This is a genomic window from Scandinavium sp., assembly GCF_032012665.1.
Lineage (GTDB): Bacteria > Pseudomonadota > Gammaproteobacteria > Enterobacterales > Enterobacteriaceae > Scandinavium.
The window spans coordinates 75,377-94,709 of record NZ_DALZVG010000019.1; the positions used below are offsets into that span (position 1 = coordinate 75,377).

Sequence of the window (19,333 nt, forward strand, 5' to 3'; positions counted from 1 at the left end):
GGGCTAATCCCCGGCGCCAGATTGTGCTAACTCCGACGGGAGCAAATCCGTGAAAGACTTATTAAAGTTTCTGAAAGCGCAAACTAAAACCGAAGAGTTTGATGCGATCAAAATTGCTCTGGCATCGCCAGACATGATCCGTTCATGGTCTTTTGGTGAAGTTAAAAAGCCGGAAACCATCAACTACCGTACGTTCAAGCCTGAGCGTGACGGCCTTTTCTGTGCCCGTATCTTCGGACCAGTAAAAGATTACGAGTGCCTGTGCGGTAAGTACAAGCGCCTGAAACACCGTGGTGTTATCTGTGAGAAGTGCGGCGTTGAAGTGACCCAGACCAAAGTGCGTCGTGAGCGCATGGGCCACATCGAGCTGGCGTCTCCAACTGCCCACATCTGGTTCCTGAAATCACTGCCGTCCCGTATCGGTCTTCTGCTCGATATGCCACTGCGTGACATCGAACGCGTGCTGTACTTCGAATCCTATGTGGTTATCGAAGGCGGTATGACCAACCTCGAACGTAATCAGATCCTGACTGAAGAGCAGTATCTGGATGCGCTGGAAGAGTTTGGTGACGAATTCGATGCGAAGATGGGTGCGGAAGCTATTCAGGCCCTGCTGAAGAGCATGGATCTGGAGCAAGAGTGCGAGCAGCTGCGTGAAGAGCTGAACGAAACCAACTCCGAAACCAAACGTAAAAAACTGACCAAGCGTATCAAGCTGCTGGAAGCGTTCGTTCAGTCTGGTAACAAGCCAGAGTGGATGATCCTGACCGTTCTGCCGGTTCTGCCGCCAGATCTGCGTCCGCTGGTACCGCTGGATGGTGGTCGTTTCGCAACGTCCGATCTGAACGATCTGTATCGTCGCGTTATCAACCGTAACAACCGTCTGAAACGCCTGCTGGATCTGGCTGCGCCGGATATCATCGTACGCAACGAAAAACGTATGCTGCAGGAAGCGGTTGACGCCCTGCTGGATAACGGTCGTCGCGGTCGTGCGATCACCGGTTCTAACAAACGTCCTCTGAAATCTTTGGCCGACATGATCAAAGGTAAACAGGGTCGTTTCCGTCAGAACCTGCTCGGTAAGCGTGTTGACTACTCCGGTCGTTCTGTTATCACCGTAGGTCCATACCTGCGTCTGCATCAGTGCGGTCTGCCGAAGAAAATGGCACTGGAGCTGTTCAAACCGTTCATTTACGGCAAGCTGGAACTGCGTGGCCTGGCCACCACCATCAAAGCCGCGAAGAAAATGGTTGAGCGCGAAGAAGCTGTCGTTTGGGATATCCTGGACGAAGTTATCCGCGAACACCCGGTACTGCTGAACCGTGCACCAACCCTGCACCGTTTAGGTATTCAGGCGTTTGAACCGGTTCTGATCGAAGGTAAAGCTATCCAGCTGCACCCGCTGGTTTGTGCGGCCTATAACGCCGACTTCGATGGTGACCAGATGGCTGTTCACGTACCGCTGACGCTGGAAGCCCAGCTCGAAGCGCGTGCGCTGATGATGTCTACCAACAACATCCTGTCCCCAGCGAACGGCGAGCCAATCATCGTTCCTTCTCAGGACGTTGTACTGGGTCTGTACTACATGACCCGTGACTGTGTTAACGCCAAAGGCGAAGGCATGGTGCTGACTGGCCCGAAAGAAGCTGAGCGTATCTACCGCGCTGGCCTGGCCTCTCTGCATGCGCGCGTTAAAGTGCGTATCACCGAATACGAAAAAGATGCTAACGGCGAATTCGTTGCGAAAACCAGCCTGATTGATACGACCGTTGGTCGTGCAATCCTGTGGATGATCGTACCGAAAGGTCTGCCTTTCTCCATCGTCAACCAGGCGCTGGGCAAGAAAGCCATCTCCAAAATGCTGAACACCTGTTACCGCATTCTGGGCCTGAAGCCGACCGTTATCTTCGCTGACCAGACCATGTACACCGGCTTTGCATACGCTGCGCGCTCAGGTGCGTCCGTAGGTATCGACGACATGGTTATCCCGGAGAAGAAACACGAGATCATCTCTGAAGCAGAAGCCGAAGTTGCTGAGATCCAGGAGCAGTTCCAGTCTGGTCTGGTGACCGCGGGCGAACGCTACAACAAAGTTATCGATATCTGGGCTGCGGCGAACGATCGCGTTTCCAAAGCGATGATGGATAACCTGCAAACTGAAACCGTCATTAACCGTGAAGGTAAAGAAGAGCAGCAGGTTTCCTTCAACAGCATCTACATGATGGCCGACTCCGGTGCGCGTGGTTCTGCGGCACAGATTCGTCAGCTGGCAGGTATGCGTGGTCTGATGGCGAAGCCAGATGGCTCCATTATCGAAACGCCAATCACCGCGAACTTCCGTGAAGGTCTGAACGTACTCCAGTACTTCATCTCCACTCACGGTGCTCGTAAAGGTCTGGCGGATACCGCACTGAAAACGGCGAACTCCGGTTATCTGACGCGTCGTCTGGTTGACGTTGCACAGGATCTGGTGGTTACCGAAGACGATTGTGGCACCCTCGAAGGTATCACCATGACCCCGGTTATCGAGGGTGGTGATGTTAAAGAGCCACTGCGCGATCGCGTTCTGGGTCGTGTGACTGCGGAAGACATTCTGAAGCCGGGTACGGCGGACATTCTTGTTCCACGTAACACCCTGCTGCACGAACACTGGTGTGACCTGCTCGAAGCCAACTCCGTTGACTCCGTGAAAGTCCGCTCCGTTGTATCCTGTGACACCGACTTTGGTGTATGTGCGCACTGCTACGGTCGTGACCTGGCGCGTGGCCACATCATCAACAAAGGTGAAGCCATCGGCGTTATCGCGGCACAGTCCATCGGTGAACCAGGTACACAGCTGACGATGCGTACGTTCCACATCGGTGGTGCGGCATCTCGTGCGGCTGCTGAATCCAGCATCCAGGTGAAAAACAAAGGTAGCATCAAGCTCAGCAACGCGAAGTCTGTTGTTAACTCCGCTGGCAAGCTGGTTGTGACCTCTCGTAACACCGAGCTGAAGCTGATCGACGAATTCGGTCGTACCAAAGAAAGCTATAAAGTGCCTTACGGTGCTGTCATGGCGAAAGGCGACGGTGAGCAGGTTGCTGGCGGTGAAACCGTCGCAAACTGGGATCCGCACACCATGCCGGTTATCACCGAAGTGTCTGGTTTCATTCGCTTCACCGACATGATCGACGGCCAGACGATTACTCGTCAGACCGACGAACTGACCGGTCTGTCTTCCCTGGTGGTTCTGGATTCTGCAGAACGTACTACCGGTGGTAAAGACCTGCGTCCGGCACTGAAAATCGTTGATGCCAAAGGCGACGACGTTCTGATCCCTGGCACCGATATGCCAGCTCAGTACTTCCTGCCTGGTAAAGCGATCGTTCAGCTGGATGATGGCGTACAGATCAGCTCCGGTGACACCCTGGCGCGTATTCCTCAGGAATCCGGCGGTACCAAGGATATTACCGGTGGTCTGCCACGCGTTGCGGATCTGTTCGAAGCACGTCGTCCGAAAGAGCCAGCAATCCTGGCGGAAATCAGCGGTATCATTTCCTTCGGTAAAGAGACCAAAGGTAAACGCCGTCTGGTGATCACGCCGGTTGACGGTAGCGATCCGTACGAAGAGATGATTCCAAAATGGCGTCAGCTCAACGTGTTCGAAGGTGAGCGCGTAGAACGCGGTGACGTAGTGTCCGATGGCCCGGAAGCGCCACACGACATTCTGCGTCTGCGTGGTGTCCACGCGGTGACTCGTTACATCACTAACGAAGTGCAGGACGTTTACCGTCTGCAGGGCGTTAAGATTAACGATAAGCACATCGAAGTTATCGTGCGTCAGATGCTGCGTAAAGCAACCATCGAGAATGCAGGCAGCTCCGACTTCCTCGAAGGCGAGCAGGTGGAATACTCCCGCGTCAAGATCGCAAACCGCGAGCTGGAAGCGGAAGGCAAAATCAGTGCAACCTTCGCACGCGATCTGCTGGGTATCACCAAAGCGTCTCTGGCAACCGAGTCGTTCATCTCTGCGGCATCGTTCCAGGAGACCACTCGCGTTCTGACCGAAGCAGCCGTTGCGGGCAAACGCGACGAACTGCGCGGTCTGAAAGAGAACGTCATCGTAGGTCGTCTGATCCCGGCCGGTACCGGTTATGCGTACCACCAGGATCGTATCCGTCGCCGCGCGGCGGGTGAAGCGCCAGCTGCTCCACAGGTAACTGCAGAAGATGCTTCTGCAAGCCTGGCAGAGCTGCTGAACGCAGGCCTGGGCGGTTCCGACAACGAGTAATCGTTGAGTGCCCGGCGGCTACCTTGCCGGGCCTGAGCAGACCGTAGGTCGGGTAAGCAAAGTGCCACTCGACAGTAAAAACCCGCTTCGGCGGGTTTTTTTATATCTGCTGTTTGGTCAAAAAAACAAAAATGCCCGCGTTTAGCGGGCATTCAGTATGACTGAGATAGCGTTATTTTTAGTTCACTAATGGCAGACGACGATAGAGTTCAATCATATCGCCCGCCAGATCCTGAATGACCATTGCGTTCATCAGGTGATCCTGGGAGTGAACGGTGATCAGGTTGACCGGCAGTTTGCCTGTGCCTTCATCAAGACCGATTAGCTGGGTCTGAATAGTGTGCGCATGTTTCACAAATTCGCGCGACTCTGCCATGGCCTGTTCTGCGCCTGCAAAGTCACCTTTACGCGCAAGCTGCAGGGCTGTTAAAGCAGAACTGCGTGCGGCGCCAGCGTTAACCAGCAGCTCCATGATAATTGATTCTAAATCTTCCACGTCTCACTCCATCAGCTTGAGGGCTTTCTCAAGAACGACATCACCTTTCATCATGCCGTAATCCATCATATCGATAACCGCGACTTTCTTGCCCAGCGGTTCGGCCTGCGCCTGGAGTTTACCCAGCTCATATTTCACCTGTGGCCCCAGCAGAACGATATCTGCGGCATCGAGGTTGTCTTTGAATTCTGCAACAGGAACAGCTTTGATAGAGACTTCAACGCCTTTCTTTTGTGCGGCGTCTTTCATACGTTGAACCAGCATGCTGGTGGACATGCCTGCTGCACAGCATAAAACAATGTTCTTCATAACTCGCCCTCATGGTCCTTGATGCCTAATCTTTATCGCGTGACGTCGGATTCAACAACCGCTTTACCGCGATTGTGTGTAAGGCATCACAAAGATAGCCCCAAAAAAATGAAACCGGTTACAGTTTGACTGGGCAGGTCAAAAAAGCCCACGCTGCCGGGCTAAAAGAGAGGGAAGCGTGGCGCAGACAAAGCCTGAACAGCGCAATCAGAATCGCTGCCAGCGCAAAGCCCCATGCCACCACAATGCAGTCCTGTTGCGAATATCATTACTTCTGCAAGGGCAGAAGGCAGGGCGGGAGAGGAAGAAACAGCCGCCCTGGTCAGCGCTCCGTGCTGACCAGAGTAGCGTAGGGAAAATCACGATCCCCAACAATGAGCAGTGCCCGGCTTTGCGAGCACCTTTCAGCCCTTCCTTTTCCGGAATGTAACGCTTACAGATTATTGCGAGGAGCGCCCCAGCCAGCTGTCCCAGTCTTTCCATACCGGCTGCAATCCGCTGGCGATGAGAGCCTGTGCAACCTCCTGAGGACGACGAGCATCGTGCGGCACAAACTGCTCCAGCTCCGGGCGCTCGTCCGCATAGCCGCCGGGCTGCGTTTTTGAGAACGCGCTGACGTTGTTAATCGCAATGGGAATCACCCGATCACGAAACTGCGGAGACTCCCGCGTCGACAGCGACAGCTCACTCTCTGGCGACAGTAACCTGAAGGCACAAATCGTTTGCACGAGCTGGCGCTCATCCATGATCGAAGCAGGCTCCACGCCGCCTGCACATGGGCGCAGGCGTGGGAATGAAATGGAAAACCGGCTTTGCCAGTAATGCTTTTGCAGCCACAGTAAATGTTCCGCAACCATATAGCTGTCCACCCGCCAGCTGTCGGAAAGCCCGCTGAGCGCACCCAGGCCGATTTTATCGATACCCGCTTTTCCCAGCCTGTCCGGCGTCTCCAGTCGCCAGATGAAATCCTGCTTATTACCTTTCAGATGGTGCCGGGCGTACATCGCCTGATGGTACGTCTCCTGGTAAACCATCACGCCGTCAAGGCCGAGCGATTTCAGTTCTGCATATTCGGCCTGCGAGAGAGGCTGAACTTCCATCTGCAATGAGGAAAACTGGCGACGAATAGCGGGCAGATGACGACGAAAGTAGTCCGTGCCCACTTTGCTCTGATGCTCACCGGTGACCAGCAGCAGATGCTCAAACCCGAGCGCCCGAATAGCTTCACACTCCCGCTGGATTTCCTGGGCATCCAGCGTTTTCCGCCGAATGCGGTTGCTCATGGAGAAACCGCAATAGGTGCAGTCGTTCGCACAAAGGTTAGAGAGGTACAGCGGGACGTAGAAGCTGACCGTATGTCCGAAGCGCTGGCGGGTCAGCTGCTGTGCCCGCTGCGCCAGCGGCTCCAGAAAGGCATCTGCGGCGGGCGAAATTAATGCCATGAAATCATCGCGGCTAAGCGATGGCGCCGCCAGCGCCCGCTCCACATCGGCTGCGGTTTTGCTGTGGATCCGCAGGCGTATATCGTCCCAGTTCAGTTGCTGCCAGCGTTCCGTGAAAACAGCCATCACAGCACCTCCAGGAAACCGGTTAGCGGGCTGGTGGCTTGTGCCTGTTTGCTTGTCGCTCCAGGGCCTGCCCGGCGGGCCAGAACCCCGGCCTCAACGGCAAGGCAAAAGGCACGGGCCATGTTGACGGGAGAATCTGCGACCGCAATTGCGGTATTGACCAGCACCGCATCGGCGCCCATTTCCAGGGCCTGTGCGGCGTGGCTCGGGACGCCAATTCCGGCATCCACGACAACGGGTACCGTTGCCTGGGCGATGATGATCTCCAGCATGGCGCGAGTTTCCAGGCCCTGATTAGAGCCGATAGGCGCACCGAGCGGCATCACCGCCGCACAGCCCACTTCTTCCAGCCTCTTGCAGAGAACCGGATCTGCGCCGCAGTAAGGCAGCACCACAAACCCTTCTTTTACCAGCAGCTCTGCGGCCTTGAGCGTTTCAATCGGATCGGGCAGCAGCCAGCGTGCGTCAGGGTGAATTTCCAGTTTGACCCAGTGCGTGCCGAGCGCTTCCCGCGCAAGCCTGGCGGCAAACGCCGCTTCTTCCGCCGTTTTTGCGCCAGACGTGTTGGGCAGCAGTGAGACGCCTGCCGCAAGCAGGGGCTGAAGCAGGGCATCATTGCGCTGGCGTAAATCGATGCGCTTCATCGCCAGCGTGACCAGCTGGCTACCCGAAGCCTTGATGGCGTCGACCATCAGTTCCGGTGAGGAAAATTTCCCCGTGCCCGTGAACAGGCGTGATTCAAATGTTTTGTCGGCAATACGTAGCATGTCAGCCTCCGGCAATCGCCTGAAAAACCAGGAGACTATCGCCATCCTGTAAAAGGGTTTCTGCCCATTGAGCCTGGGGCACTATCTGCTGATTAAGCGCCAGCGCGACGCCGGGCTGAGCCCAGCCGAGCCGGGAAAGCAGCGCAGCCAAAGGTTCTCCCGCTTCGCAATCAACGCGGTCGTCATTAACGAGGATCTGCATGGCTTCCTCCGCAGACGGAGCAACCGGGCACGCGTGTTCTGATTAATGTGCGCCAGTTACCGGAACGGGCGTCGAACAGGCGCAGTGAATCCTGTGCGACGCTCATACCGCTCAGCAGCTTGATGGCTTCCAGTGCCTGCAGCGTGCCCATTACGCCGACGACCGGCCCCACGATCCCTGCGGTACGGCAGTTGCGCTCAGGCTCCTGCTCTTCGGGCCAGAGGCAGCGGTAGCAGCCATGCGTGAACGGTGGTGCAAGGGTCATCAGCTGTCCGCCAAATCCGACGGCGCTGGCGGTTATCAGCGGCGTGCCGTGTTTCACGCAGGCGGCATTTATGGCCTGACGACTCGCCATCGTGTCGGTACAGTCGAGTACCACATCGGCCTGCACGACTTGCTTATGAAGCTCCTCGCCTTCGAGGCGCTGGTTTAGTGCGATCAGCTGAATATCCGGATTGAGCTGAGCCAGCCGCTGCTTCGTTATCTCCGCTTTCGGCCGATCAATATCGTCAACGCTGAACAGGATCTGGCGCTGCAAATTGCTGATATGCACGTGGTCATCGTCTGCCAGCACCAGCGTGCCGATTCCTGCGCCCGCGAGGTACAGCGTAGCGGGCGAACCTAAACCGCCCAGCCCAACGATCAGCACCCGGCTGGCGAGCAGCTTCTGCTGGCCGTCGATGGCAATATCTTCCAGCAGGATCTGGCGGCTGTAGCGCATAAAGTCACGATCGTTCATCGCCCGCTCCCGCCATCTCAAGCAGCTGAGCCGTGGCGATTTGCCAGTCCGGCGCTTCGGTTATCGCGCTGACCACTGCAATGCTCCCAACCCCCGTTGCCAGAACGGACGGCGCGCGCGCAAGGCTGATGCCGCCAATGGCTACCGTCGGGTAATCTTTCAGCCGTTCAATATGCGCGGTAAGCTGCATCAGCCCTTGCGGCGCTGACGGCATCTGCTTGGTCTGCGTTGGAAAAACGTGACCCAGAGCGATATAGGACGGCCTTGCAGCCAGCGCCACGTCGATTTCCATATCGTCGTGCGTGGAGAGGCCAAGCCGTAAACCCGCCTGGCGAATGGCGTCCAGATCCGTCACTTCCAGATCCTCCTGGCCCAGATGCACGCCGTAGGCCTTATGCTTAATCGCCAGCCGCCAGTAATCGTTGATAAATAACCGGGCGCGATAGCGACGGCCCAAAGCGATGGCGGCGATAACGTCCGCCTCCACTTCCTCATCGTGCTTATCTTTAATGCGCAGCTGAAGAGTGCGCACGCCTGCTTCAAGCAGGCGTTTGATCCACTCCACGCTATCGACCACCGGGTAAAGGCCGAGACGGTGTGGCACCGTCGGGAAATCGGGCTGATACATCAGGCTTCCTCCCTGCGCAGATAGATTTCGCCGCCTTTGGCGCGGAAGTTCTCTGACATATCCGCCATGCCGACTTCAATGGTCTGTGCCGCCGCGTAGTCGCGGACTTCCTGAGAGATTTTCATCGAGCAGAATTTGGGGCCGCACATTGAGCAGAAGTGGGCTACTTTTCCGGATTCCTGCGGCAGGGTTTCATCGTGATATGCGCGGGCGGTGAAGGGGTCGAGCGCCAGGTTGAACTGATCTTCCCAGCGGAATTCAAAGCGTGCTTTTGACATAGCGTTATCACGGATTTGCGCGCCGGGATGACCTTTTGCCAGATCCGCGGCGTGGGCGGCAATCTTATAGGTGATAAGCCCTTGCTTAACGTCTTCTTTATTCGGCAGGCCGAGATGCTCTTTTGGCGTAACGTAGCAGAGCATCGCGCAGCCAAACCAGCCGATCATTGCCGCGCCAATGCCGGAAGTGAAGTGGTCATAACCCGGTGCGATATCCGTGGTCAGCGGCCCAAGCGTGTAGAACGGTGCTTCGTGGCAGTGCTCCAGTTCTTCGGTCATGTTGCGGCGAATCATCTGCATCGGCACATGGCCCGGACCTTCAATCATCACCTGCACGTCGTACTCCCAGGCAATTTTGGTCAGCTCGCCGAGCGTGTGCAGTTCGGCAAACTGCGCTTCGTCATTGGCATCCTGAATCGAGCCCGGACGCAGTCCGTCGCCAAGAGAGAGGGAAACGTCGTAGGCGGCGCAGATTTCGCAGATCTCGCGGAAGTGCTGATAAAGGAAGTTTTCCTGATGATGCGACAGGCACCACTTCGCCATAATGGAGCCGCCGCGGGAAACAATGCCCGTCAGGCGTTTGGCCGTCATCGGCACGTAGCGCAGCAGCACGCCAGCGTGAATGGTGAAGTAGTCGACGCCCTGTTCGGCTTGTTCCAGTAAAGTATCCCGGAAGGCTTCCCACGTCAGATCTTCGGCGATCCCGTTAACCTTCTCCAGCGCCTGATAGATCGGCACGGTGCCGATCGGAACCGGGCTGTTGCGCAGGATCCACTCGCGGGTTTCGTGGATGTAGCGCCCCGTTGATAAGTCCATCACCGTATCCGCGCCCCAGCGCGTTGACCACACCAGCTTCTCCACTTCCTCTTCGATGGAGGAGGTCACCGCCGAGTTGCCGATGTTGGCGTTCACCTTGACGAGGAAATTGCGGCCAATGATCATCGGCTCGGATTCCGGGTGGTTGATGTTTGCCGGGATGATGGCGCGGCCGGCGGCCACTTCATCGCGCACAAATTCCGGGGTGATATTTTCCGGCAAACGCGCGCCGAAACCTTCTCCCGGATGCTGGTGGCGTAAGACTTCACCGCGAATCCGCTCACGCCCCATGTTTTCGCGAATGGCGATGAACTCCATTTCCGGCGTCACGATGCCCTGGCGGGCGTAATGCAGCTGGGTCACGCATTTACCGGACTTAGCGCGTTTGGGCGTTAACAATCCGCTGAAGCGCAGCTCGTCGAGGCCGTCGTCGGCCAGGCGCTCTTTGGTGTACGCTGAGCTTCTCTCATCCAGCGGTTCGCTGTCGTTGCGGGCGTCAATCCATGGCTGGCGTAGCTTTTCCAGGCCGAGCTGGACGTTAATTTTTATCGACGGATCGCCATACGGGCCGGAGGTGTCGTACACCGGCACAGCTTCGTTTTGTTCGAACTGTGGATTCTCTTTGGTGCCGCCGATGAGCGTTGGGCTTAGCTGAATTTCGCGCATTGGGACGCGAATATCGTCCTGCGAGCCCTGAAGATAGATACGCTGTGAGTTAGGAAACGCGGTGCCTTCCAGCGTGTCGATAAAGCGTTGAGCCTGTGCGCGCTGTTCGCGGCGGGTCAGTTTGGTAGTAGACATAGCACATTCCAGTAAAGTAAGGATATGGCTTGTCAGACGACGGATGAAGCAAGAGGAGACATCGCCTTTATGGCGATGTAACAGCAGGTTGACTCTTGTTCCCTTCGCAGGTATTAGCCTGATCAGGTTCCGCGGATCCCGAATTAACGGTCTCAGCCCAAATGGGCACTCCGACAAGATAAAACCCCGCCCACAGGCGAGGTGAAGGTTGTAAATTACTCGTTAACGCTTAAGAACTCAAGCCGGACGCGCGATCTGATTTTCGTCGTTCGCGCCGCCGTTAAATTTGCTGTCCAGCGCCAGCGCAATCAGGCTGTCTTCCAGCGTAAAGCGCGCGGCCAGCGCTTCGCCAAGGGCGGATAACGCCTGTTGAAACTCCATGCAGTTATCATCGTCGATGGCAGTTTCCAGGCTGGAATCATACAGATCCATGATCTGTTGGGTGTTGCCTTCAAGCTGCGGATAGAGCTTTGTTGCCGCCAAAAGTGGGTTTTCGCCTTCCAATTCGCCGACAATGCGTTCATAAATACTGAAGTGACCGGCGGAGAGATAATCCACCAGACGCTGGCAAAAATCGTCGAGGGCTTTTTCGTTGAGGCGCATATACGATCCTTTGCCAGGCTTAATGCCAACCAGATTGTAATAGGCGACGATCAACTGCTTACGCACCTGTAGCCACTGATCGACAAGATGATGGCTGCCGCCAACGCGCTCTGTCAGGCTTTCTAACTGGTTTAGCATGATGGACTCCGACTTTAAAAGAGTAAAAACGGCTCACCCAAAAATGTAAAAACACTGTTAACAAAGTGCCAGTGAAGCGAAGGTAGTGCAATAGATATGGATCGTATTATTGAAAAATTAGACAGCGGTTGGTGGATAGTCAGTCACGAACAGAAATTATGGCTGCCCGGTGGAGAAATACCGTGTGGGACGGCAGAGAATTTCGATCTTGTCGGCCTGCCAGCCATGCAAATTGGTGAGTGGGAAGGCGCTCCCGTCTGGCTGGTTCAACAGGCGCGCTGCCAGGAGATGGGCACGGTTCGCCAGGTCCTGGATCAGGACGTCGGCCTGTTCCAGCTAGCCGGGCGTGGCGTCCAACTGGCGGAGTTTTACCGTTCGCATAAATTCTGCGGCTATTGCGGCCACACCATGCATCCGAGCAAAACCGAATGGGCAATGCTGTGCAGCCATTGCCGCGAACGCTATTACCCGCAAATCGCACCGTGCATTATCGTCGCCATTCGGCGTGATGACTCCATCCTGCTGGCACAGCATACCCGCCATCGCAACGGCGTTTATACCGTGCTGGCAGGTTTTGTTGAAGTGGGCGAAACGCTGGAGCAGGCGGTGGCCCGCGAAGTGATGGAGGAGAGCGGCATCCGCGTAAAAAACCTTCGTTACATCACCTCACAGCCATGGCCTTTCCCCCAGTCGCTGATGACCGCGTTTATGGCAGATTATGACAGCGGAGAGATTGTCATCGATCCGAAAGAATTACTGGACGCTAACTGGTATCGCTACGATAACCTGCCGCTGCTTCCGCCGCCGGGCACCGTGGCACGGCGTTTGATTGAAGACACCGTGGCGATGTGTCGGGCAGATGACGAGTGATGGTACACTCCCCGCATAATGCATAAAGGAACTGCAAATATGACCGAACTGAAAAACGATCGTTATCTGCGTGCGCTGCTGCGCCAGCCTGTTGATATTACACCTGTCTGGATGATGAGACAGGCAGGCCGCTATTTGCCGGAGTACAAAGCTACGCGTGCGCAGGCGGGGGATTTTATGTCACTGTGCAAAAATGCGGAGCTGGCCTGTGAAGTGACTCTGCAGCCGCTGCGTCGCTACCCGCTGGATGCGGCGATCCTCTTTTCGGACATTCTGACCATTCCCGACGCAATGGGGCTTGGGCTCTATTTCGAGGCCGGTGAAGGCCCGCGGTTCACCTCGGTGCTGAAAACCAAAGCTGATATCGAAAAGCTGCCCGTTCCCGATCCGGAACAGGAGCTGGGCTACGTGATGAACGCAGTGCGTACCATTCGCCGCGAACTCAAAGGCGAGGTCCCGCTGATTGGCTTCTCCGGCAGTCCGTGGACGCTGGCAACTTATATGGTCGAAGGTGGTAGCAGCAAAGCGTTCACCGTTATTAAGAAGATGATGTACGCCGATCCGCAGGCGCTGCATCTGCTGCTGGATAAGCTGGCGAAGAGCGTCACGCTGTACCTGAACGCGCAGATCCGCGCGGGCGCGCAGTCGGTCATGATTTTCGACACCTGGGGTGGCGTGCTGACCGGGCGTGACTACCAGCAGTTCTCTCTCTACTACATGCACAAGATTATCGATGGCCTGCTGCGTGAAAACGAAGGACGCCGCGTGCCGGTGACGCTGTTTACCAAAGGCGGCGGGCAGTGGCTGGAGGCGATGGCGGCTACAGGCTGCGACGCGCTGGGCCTGGACTGGACAACAGATATTGCCGATGCGCGCCGTCGCGTGGGTGACAAAGTGGCGCTTCAGGGCAACATGGATCCGTCTATGCTGTACGCACAACCCGCGCGCATTGAGGAAGAAGTGGCGACCATTCTGGCTGGTTTCGGTCAGGGCGAGGGGCACGTCTTTAACCTGGGCCACGGTATTCATCAGGATGTGCCGCCAGAACATGCGGGCGCGTTTGTTGAAGCCGTACACCGTTTGTCAGCTCAGTATCATCAATAAGGAAATACCATGGATCTGGCGGAGCTTCGGGAACAACAAAAAGCACTGGCTTCATCGGTGATCCGCGAGGATCGCTTTCTGGTCGATCCGCCGACGTTGATCGGTGGGGCGGATGTCGGCTTCGAAGAGGGCGGCGAAGTCACGCGCGCCGCGATGGTGTTGCTGACCTGGCCTGAACTGGAGCTGGTGGAATACCAGATTGCGCGTATTCCCACCACCATGCCCTATATCCCCGGTTTTCTGTCATTCCGCGAATATCCCGCGCTGCTGGCAGCGTGGGAGCAGCTTTCCCGTAAACCCGATCTGCTTTTCGTCGATGGCCACGGCATTTCCCACCCGCGGCGGCTCGGCGTCGCCAGCCATTTTGGCCTACTGGTGGACGTGCCGACTATCGGCGTGGCGAAAAAGCGCCTGTGCGGCAAGTTCGAGCCGCTGTCTCCCGATCCGGGCGCGCTGGCGCCGCTCGTCGACAAGCAGGAGCAGCTCGGCTGGGTATGGCGGAGCAAAGCGCGCTGTAACCCACTGTTTATCGCCACCGGGTATCGCGTGAGTCAGGACAGCGCACTGGCCTGGGTTCAGCGCTGTACTCGCGGCTACCGTCTGCCGGAACCCACCCGTTGGGCAGATGCAGTGGCATCCCGTCGGCCCGCCTTCCTGCGCTGGCAAGCAATTCAGCCCTGATTCAGGTAAACTGCCGCCCATTAACGTATTCGAGAATTCATCATGTTACAAAACCCGATCCATCTGCGCCTCGAGAAGCTGGAAAGCTGGCAGCACGTGACCTTTATGGCTTGCCTGTGCGAGCGTATGTATCCGAACTACGCTATGTTCTGCCAGCAGACCGAATTTGCTGATGGGCAGCTTTATCGCCGTATTCTCGATCTGATTTGGGAAACGCTGACGGTGAAGGATGCCAAAGTCAACTTCGACAGCCAGCTTGAGAAGTTCGAGGAAGCGATCCCCGTCGCGGAAGATTTCGACATGTACGGCGTTTATCCGGCCATTGACGCCTGCGTGGCGCTGAGCGAGCTGATGCACTCACGTTTGAGTGGCGAAACGCTGGAACACGCGATCGAAGTCAGCAAGACCTCCATCACTACCGTCGCGATGCTGGAAATGACTCAGGCGGGCCGCGAAATGACGGATGAAGAGCTGAAAGAGAACCCAGCGGTAGAGCAGGAATGGGACATCCAATGGGAAATATTCCGACTTCTGGCCGACTGTGAAGAACGCGATATTGAACTAATAAAAGGGCTGCGGGCAGACCTCCGCGAGGCGGGCGAGAGCAATATCGGTATAAATTTTCAGCAATGAAGCCACAAAACGTGATATTCAGTCCGAATTGTCGTGCCTGAAGGCTTCACATCTGCCCCCCGTCTGGTCTACATTTGGAAGGCGAAAAAAAGTGGCTATCGGTGCGTGTATGCAGGAGAGTGCTTTTCAGGCATTTCCGTCGCACTCGATGCTTAGCAAGCGATAAACACATTGTAAGGATAACATATGAACAAGACTCAACTGATTGATGTAATTGCGGACAAGGCTGACCTGTCTAAAGCACAGGCTAAATCTGCCCTGGAATCTACTCTGGCTGCAATTACTGAGTCTCTGAAAGAAGGTGATGCTGTACAACTGGTTGGTTTCGGTACCTTCAAAGTGAACCACCGCGCTGAGCGTACTGGCCGCAACCCGCAGACCGGTAAAGAAATCAAAATCGCCGCGGCTAACGTGCCGGCTTTTGTTTCTGGTAAAGCACTGAAAGACGCCGTTAAGTAAGACCGCGTGCCGGTGAACAGTTTTATCGAAGGGGCGGTTTCGCCCCTTTTGTCCGTCTGGCGCCGTTCGCTGGCGCTGGCCGGTGTGCTGTTGCTCACCGCCTGTAGCCACAACTCTGCATTACCCCCTTTTACTGCCAGCGGCTATGCCGATAACCAGGGCGCGGTGCGCATCTGGCGCAAAGATTCCGATAACGAAACTCACCTGCTTGCGGCCTTCAGCCCGTGGCGCAGCGGGAACACCTCAACCAGCGAATACCGCTGGCAGGGCGATACGCTTTCTCTGATTGAACTCAATATCTACGGTAAACCGCCAGAACACGTTCGCGTGCGTTTTGATGACCATGGCGAGCTCAGCTTTATGCAGCGTGAAGTCGACGGACAGAAGCAGCAGCTCTCTAACGACCAGATAGCGCTGTACCGCTATCAGGCGCAGCAAATCCGTCAGACCAGCGATGCGCTGCGTCAGGGGCGTGTGGTGCTGCGACAGGGACGCTGGCATGCAAATCATACCGTAACGACCTGTGAAGGCGAGACGATGAAGCCCGATTTAGAAGCTCGCGCGATTAATCACATCGAACGACGTCAGAATCACTCTTCGGTAGAAGTCAGCGTGGCGTGGCTGGAAGCGCCGGAAGGGTCACAGCTGCTATTGGTGGCAAATGAAGATTTCTGCACCTGGCAGCCGAAAGAGAAAACCTTTTAACGGACAGAAAAGCCCAGGCCCGGCAAGCATCGCGCCGCCGGGCAATGACGAATTACTTCCCTTGCTCACGCGCAATCGCGCGATAACCAATATCGTTTCGGCTGAAGCTGCCATGCCAGTGAATATCGGCCATTAAGGCATACGCGCGTTTCTGCGCTTCGGCTACTGTTTCACCCAGTGCCGTCACGCACAGTACGCGGCCACCGTTGGTCAGTACGCGATCGTCTTCGGAGAGCGTTGTCCCGGCCTGGAACACTTTCCCGTTCTCTACTTCTTCCAGCGGCAGGCCGTGGATTTCATCTCCGGTGTTGTAGCTTCCCGGATAGCCGCCGGCGGCCATCACCACGCCCAGAGACGGACGCGGATCCCAGCGGGAGGTTTTCTCGTCAAGCTTGCCTTCGCAGGCCGCAAGGCAGAGTTCCACAAGGTCAGACTGCAGGCGCAGCATGATCGGCTGCGTTTCCGGATCGCCAAAGCGGCAGTTAAACTCGATAACCTTCGGATTGCCCGCTTTGTCGATCATCAATCCGGCATACAGGAAGCCGGTATAGGTATTACCTTCTGCCGCCATCCCGCGAACGGTTGGCCAAATGACGCGATCCATGGTGCGTTGATGGACTTCGTCGGTGACGACTGGAGCAGGAGAATACGCGCCCATGCCGCCGGTGTTTGGGCCGGTATCGCCATCGCCCACGCGCTTGTGATCCTGGCTGGTGGCCATCGGCAGCACGTTTTCGCCGTCAACCATGACGATAAAGCTGGCCTCTTCGCCTTCAAGAAACTCTTCAATCACGATACGGTGGCCTGCGTCGCCAAAGGCGTTACCCGCCAGCATGTCGTGCACGGTGGCTTCGGCTTCTTCGAGCGTCATCGCGACAATCACGCCTTTACCCGCAGCCAGACCGTCGGCTTTAATAACAATCGGTGCGCCTTTTTCGCGCAGATAAGCCAGTGCAGGTTCGACTTCGGTAAAATTCTGATACCAAGCGGTTGGGATATTATGGCGCGCCAGAAAATCCTTAGTGAAGGCCTTGGATCCTTCGAGTTGTGCCGCACCCTGAGTCGGACCGAATATGGTCAGGCCCGCTTCGCGGAAGGCATCCACCACGCCAATCACCAGTGGTGCTTCTGGCCCAACGATGGTCAGGCCAATGTCTTCACTTTTGGCGAAGTTGAGCAGCGCAGGAATGTCGGTTGCGCTGATAGCGACGTTTTGCAGCGTCGGCTCAAGCGCCGTTCCCGCGTTGCCCGGAGCAACAAATACCGTATCAACCAGCGGCGACTGGGCCGCTTTCCAGGCCAGCGCGTGCTCGCGCCCGCCGTTACCAATCACTAAAACTTTCATTCTAAGCTCCGGAATTAATGGCGGAAGTGGCGCATGTCGGTGAAGATCATGGCAATGCCGTGCTCGTCGGCCGCGGCAATGACTTCTTCATCGCGAATGGAGCCGCCAGGCTGAATCACGCAGGTCACGCCGACGGCAGCTGCGGCATCAATACCATCGCGGAACGGGAAGAAGGCGTCTGACGCCATCGCCGAACCTTTTACTTCCAGACCTTCGTCGGCGGCTTTGATACCAGCGATTTTGGCGGAATACACGCGGCTCATCTGGCCTGCACCTATGCCAATAGTCATGTTCTCTTTGGCATACACGATGGCGTTCGATTTCACGAATTTCGCCACTTTCCAACAGAACAGCGCATCACGCAGTTCCTGCTCCGTTGGCTGGCGCTGGCTGACAACGCGCAGTTCGCCGGAAGTGACCATGCCCAAATCGCGGTCCTGAACCAGCAGGCCGCCGTTTACGCGTTTGAAGTCGAGGCCCGCAATGCGAGCATCCCATTGGCCGCAGGTCAGCACGCGGACGTTCTGCTTGGTGGCGGTGATCTTCAACGCTTCTTCAGAAGCCGACGGTGCAATAATGACTTCAACAAACTGGCGAGAAACGATCGCTTGTGCGGTTTCGGCATCCAGTTCGCGGTTGAAGGCGATGATCCCGCCGAAAGCAGAGGTTGGATCGGTTTTGTAAGCACGATCGTAGGCATCGAGAATCGTGTTGCTGACAGCCACGCCGCAAGGGTTAGCGTGCTTGACGATGACGCAGGCCGGTTCGCTGAACTCTTTGACGCACTCAAGTGCTGCATCGGTATCAGCTATGTTGTTATAGGAAAGTGCTTTACCCTGAACCTGCTGTGCGGTGGCCACGGAAGCTTCCAGCACGTTCTCTTCTATATAGAAGGCAGCCTGCTGGTGGCTGTTTTCGCCGTAGCGCATATCCTGCTTCTTAATGAAGTTCAGATTCAGGGTACGCGGGAAGCGACCGGCAGGTTCTTTGGTTTCACCGTGATAAGCTGGAACGAGGCTGCCAAAGTAGTTGGCGATCATGCTGTCGTAGGCGGCGGTGTGTTCGAACGCTTTAATTGCCAGGTCGAAGCGGGTGTCGAGGGTGAGTGAACCTTCGTTAGCATCCAGCTCGCTAATAATAGAAGGGTAATCGCTGCTCTTAACCACGATCGCCACATCTTTATGGTTCTTGGCCGCAGAGCGCACCATGGTCGGGCCGCCGATATCGATATTTTCAACGGCATCTTCCAGAGAGCAACCTTCACGCGCGACGGTTTGTGCAAACGGGTAAAGGTTGACGACAACCATATCGATCGGTGCGATCCCATGTTGAGCCATGATCCCGTCATCCTGGCCGCGGCGACCGAGGATCCCACCGTGCACTTTCGGGTGCAGTGTCTTAACGCGTCCATCCATCATTTCCGGAAAACCGGTGTAATCGGAAACTTCAGTAACGGGCAAGCCTTCTTCTGCTAACAGGCGAGCGGTTCCGCCGGTTGAAAGCAGCTCTACGCCACGTGCAGAAAGTGCCTGTGCGAATTCGACGATGCCAGCTTTATCAGAAACGCTGAGTAAAGCACGGCGGACTGGACGACGTTGTTGCATGGTAAATCCCCTGGATTTGACAATTACAGAGAGCGTTAGCTGAATTTTTACTGAAAAAACTCAGCTAACGCCCCTTACGGGGCATCCTTGTTTTAGCGCGGGCATTGTAACGAAAACGTTTGCGCAACGCTCGCACAATTTTGGTCTTTTAATGGTTTGTGGATAACTCTGTGTGTAAATGGGTATAAGGCGGGGTTTTGCTGTGGAATGCAGCAGTCAGTCATTTTTCTGTCATTTAGGTGTTGCGGCGCCTTCAGAACTCCCTATAATGCGCCTCCATCGACACGGCGGATGTGAATCACTTCACACAAACA

18 protein-coding genes and 1 riboswitch are annotated in these 19,333 nt (G+C 56.1%); of the genes, 7 read left to right on the plus strand and 11 right to left on the minus strand.

Translation table 11 applies throughout. The features are described 5' to 3' along the window. Positions 1-49: 49 nt before the first annotated feature. On the plus strand, positions 50-4,273 hold the full coding sequence (gene rpoC / locus RTU33_RS15370) for a DNA-directed RNA polymerase subunit beta' (RefSeq protein WP_312628488.1): 4,224 nt from the start codon (positions 50-52) through the stop codon (positions 4,271-4,273). Between the two features lie 178 nt (positions 4,274-4,451). Here the strand turns inward: rpoC and RTU33_RS15375 are convergent, their stop codons facing one another. From RTU33_RS15375 to rsd, 9 genes are all read right to left on the minus strand, one after another. Beyond that, positions 4,452-4,769, minus strand: a complete 318-nt coding sequence (locus RTU33_RS15375) for a PTS lactose/cellobiose transporter subunit IIA (RefSeq protein WP_312628489.1) — start codon at positions 4,767-4,769, stop codon at positions 4,452-4,454. Positions 4,770-4,772: 3 nt separating this feature from the next. Next, entirely contained in the window at positions 4,773-5,078 is a 306-nt protein-coding gene (locus tag RTU33_RS15380; protein ID WP_312628491.1) for a PTS sugar transporter subunit IIB, read from the minus strand. A 440-nt stretch (positions 5,079-5,518) separates the two neighbouring features. After that, entirely contained in the window at positions 5,519-6,646 is a 1,128-nt protein-coding gene (thiH, locus tag RTU33_RS15385; protein WP_312628492.1) for a 2-iminoacetate synthase ThiH, read from the minus strand. Next, positions 6,646-7,413, minus strand: a complete 768-nt coding sequence (thiG, locus tag RTU33_RS15390) for a thiazole synthase (protein ID WP_312628493.1) — start codon at positions 7,411-7,413, stop codon at positions 6,646-6,648. The genes thiH and thiG overlap by 1 nt, the downstream gene beginning before the upstream one ends. Before the next feature lies 1 nt (position 7,414). After that, positions 7,415-7,615, minus strand: coding sequence for a sulfur carrier protein ThiS (gene thiS, locus RTU33_RS15395; protein WP_312628494.1), 201 nt, complete (start codon positions 7,613-7,615; stop codon positions 7,415-7,417). After that, on the minus strand, positions 7,599-8,354 hold the full coding sequence (locus RTU33_RS15400; RefSeq protein ID WP_312628495.1) for a HesA/MoeB/ThiF family protein: 756 nt from the start codon (positions 8,352-8,354) through the stop codon (positions 7,599-7,601). The genes thiS and RTU33_RS15400 overlap by 17 nt, the downstream gene beginning before the upstream one ends. Beyond that, positions 8,341-8,982, minus strand: a complete 642-nt coding sequence (gene thiE, locus RTU33_RS15405) for a thiamine phosphate synthase (RefSeq protein WP_312628496.1) — start codon at positions 8,980-8,982, stop codon at positions 8,341-8,343. The genes RTU33_RS15400 and thiE overlap by 14 nt, the downstream gene beginning before the upstream one ends. Beyond that, positions 8,982-10,877 carry a phosphomethylpyrimidine synthase ThiC gene (gene thiC, locus RTU33_RS15410; RefSeq protein WP_312628497.1) on the minus strand — a complete coding sequence of 632 codons (1,896 nt, stop codon included), beginning with the start codon at positions 10,875-10,877 and terminating at the stop codon, positions 8,982-8,984. Before thiC ends, thiE begins: the two co-directional genes overlap by 1 nt. A gap of 82 nt (positions 10,878-10,959) precedes the next feature. After that, positions 10,960-11,060: riboswitch (TPP riboswitch) on the minus strand. Between the two features lie 54 nt (positions 11,061-11,114). Further along, the gene (gene rsd / locus RTU33_RS15415) at positions 11,115-11,618 is read right to left on the minus strand and encodes a sigma D regulator (protein ID WP_312628498.1); all 504 of its coding nucleotides are present in this window, start codon (positions 11,616-11,618) and stop codon (positions 11,115-11,117) included. 96 nt (positions 11,619-11,714) lie between these two features. Between rsd and nudC the strand changes: the two genes are divergently transcribed. The 6 genes from nudC to RTU33_RS15445 all read left to right on the plus strand — a co-directional run bounded on the left by nudC (position 11,715) and on the right by RTU33_RS15445 (position 16,070). After that, positions 11,715-12,488, plus strand: coding sequence for an NAD(+) diphosphatase (nudC, locus tag RTU33_RS15420; protein ID WP_312628499.1), 774 nt, complete (start codon positions 11,715-11,717; stop codon positions 12,486-12,488). A gap of 39 nt (positions 12,489-12,527) precedes the next feature. Beyond that, on the plus strand, positions 12,528-13,592 hold the full coding sequence (gene hemE / locus RTU33_RS15425) for a uroporphyrinogen decarboxylase (RefSeq protein ID WP_312628500.1): 1,065 nt from the start codon (positions 12,528-12,530) through the stop codon (positions 13,590-13,592). A 9-nt stretch (positions 13,593-13,601) separates the two neighbouring features. Further along, positions 13,602-14,273: a deoxyribonuclease V gene (gene nfi / locus RTU33_RS15430; protein ID WP_312628501.1), complete on the plus strand. Its 672-nt coding sequence runs from the start codon at positions 13,602-13,604 to the stop codon at positions 14,271-14,273. A gap of 42 nt (positions 14,274-14,315) precedes the next feature. Beyond that, a complete protein-coding gene (locus tag RTU33_RS15435; RefSeq protein WP_312628503.1) occupies positions 14,316-14,906 on the plus strand; it encodes a YjaG family protein in 591 nt (196 codons plus the stop codon). Between the two features lie 186 nt (positions 14,907-15,092). Continuing rightward, positions 15,093-15,365 (plus strand): nucleoid-associated protein HU-alpha, encoded by a 273-nt coding sequence (gene hupA, locus RTU33_RS15440; RefSeq protein WP_006816568.1) that lies wholly within the window; start codon positions 15,093-15,095, stop codon positions 15,363-15,365. Positions 15,366-15,377: 12 nt separating this feature from the next. Next, positions 15,378-16,070: a DUF1481 domain-containing protein gene (locus RTU33_RS15445; protein ID WP_312628515.1), complete on the plus strand. Its 693-nt coding sequence runs from the start codon at positions 15,378-15,380 to the stop codon at positions 16,068-16,070. A gap of 52 nt (positions 16,071-16,122) precedes the next feature. On the opposite strand, the gene purD is transcribed toward RTU33_RS15445, so the two are convergent. Together purD and purH are read right to left on the minus strand one after the other, a co-directional pair. Next, a complete protein-coding gene (gene purD / locus RTU33_RS15450; protein WP_312628505.1) occupies positions 16,123-17,415 on the minus strand; it encodes a phosphoribosylamine--glycine ligase in 1,293 nt (430 codons plus the stop codon). Between the two features lie 14 nt (positions 17,416-17,429). Next, positions 17,430-19,019, minus strand: a complete 1,590-nt coding sequence (gene purH / locus RTU33_RS15455) for a bifunctional phosphoribosylaminoimidazolecarboxamide formyltransferase/IMP cyclohydrolase (RefSeq protein ID WP_312628507.1) — start codon at positions 19,017-19,019, stop codon at positions 17,430-17,432. Between the last annotated feature and the right edge of the window lie 314 nt (positions 19,020-19,333).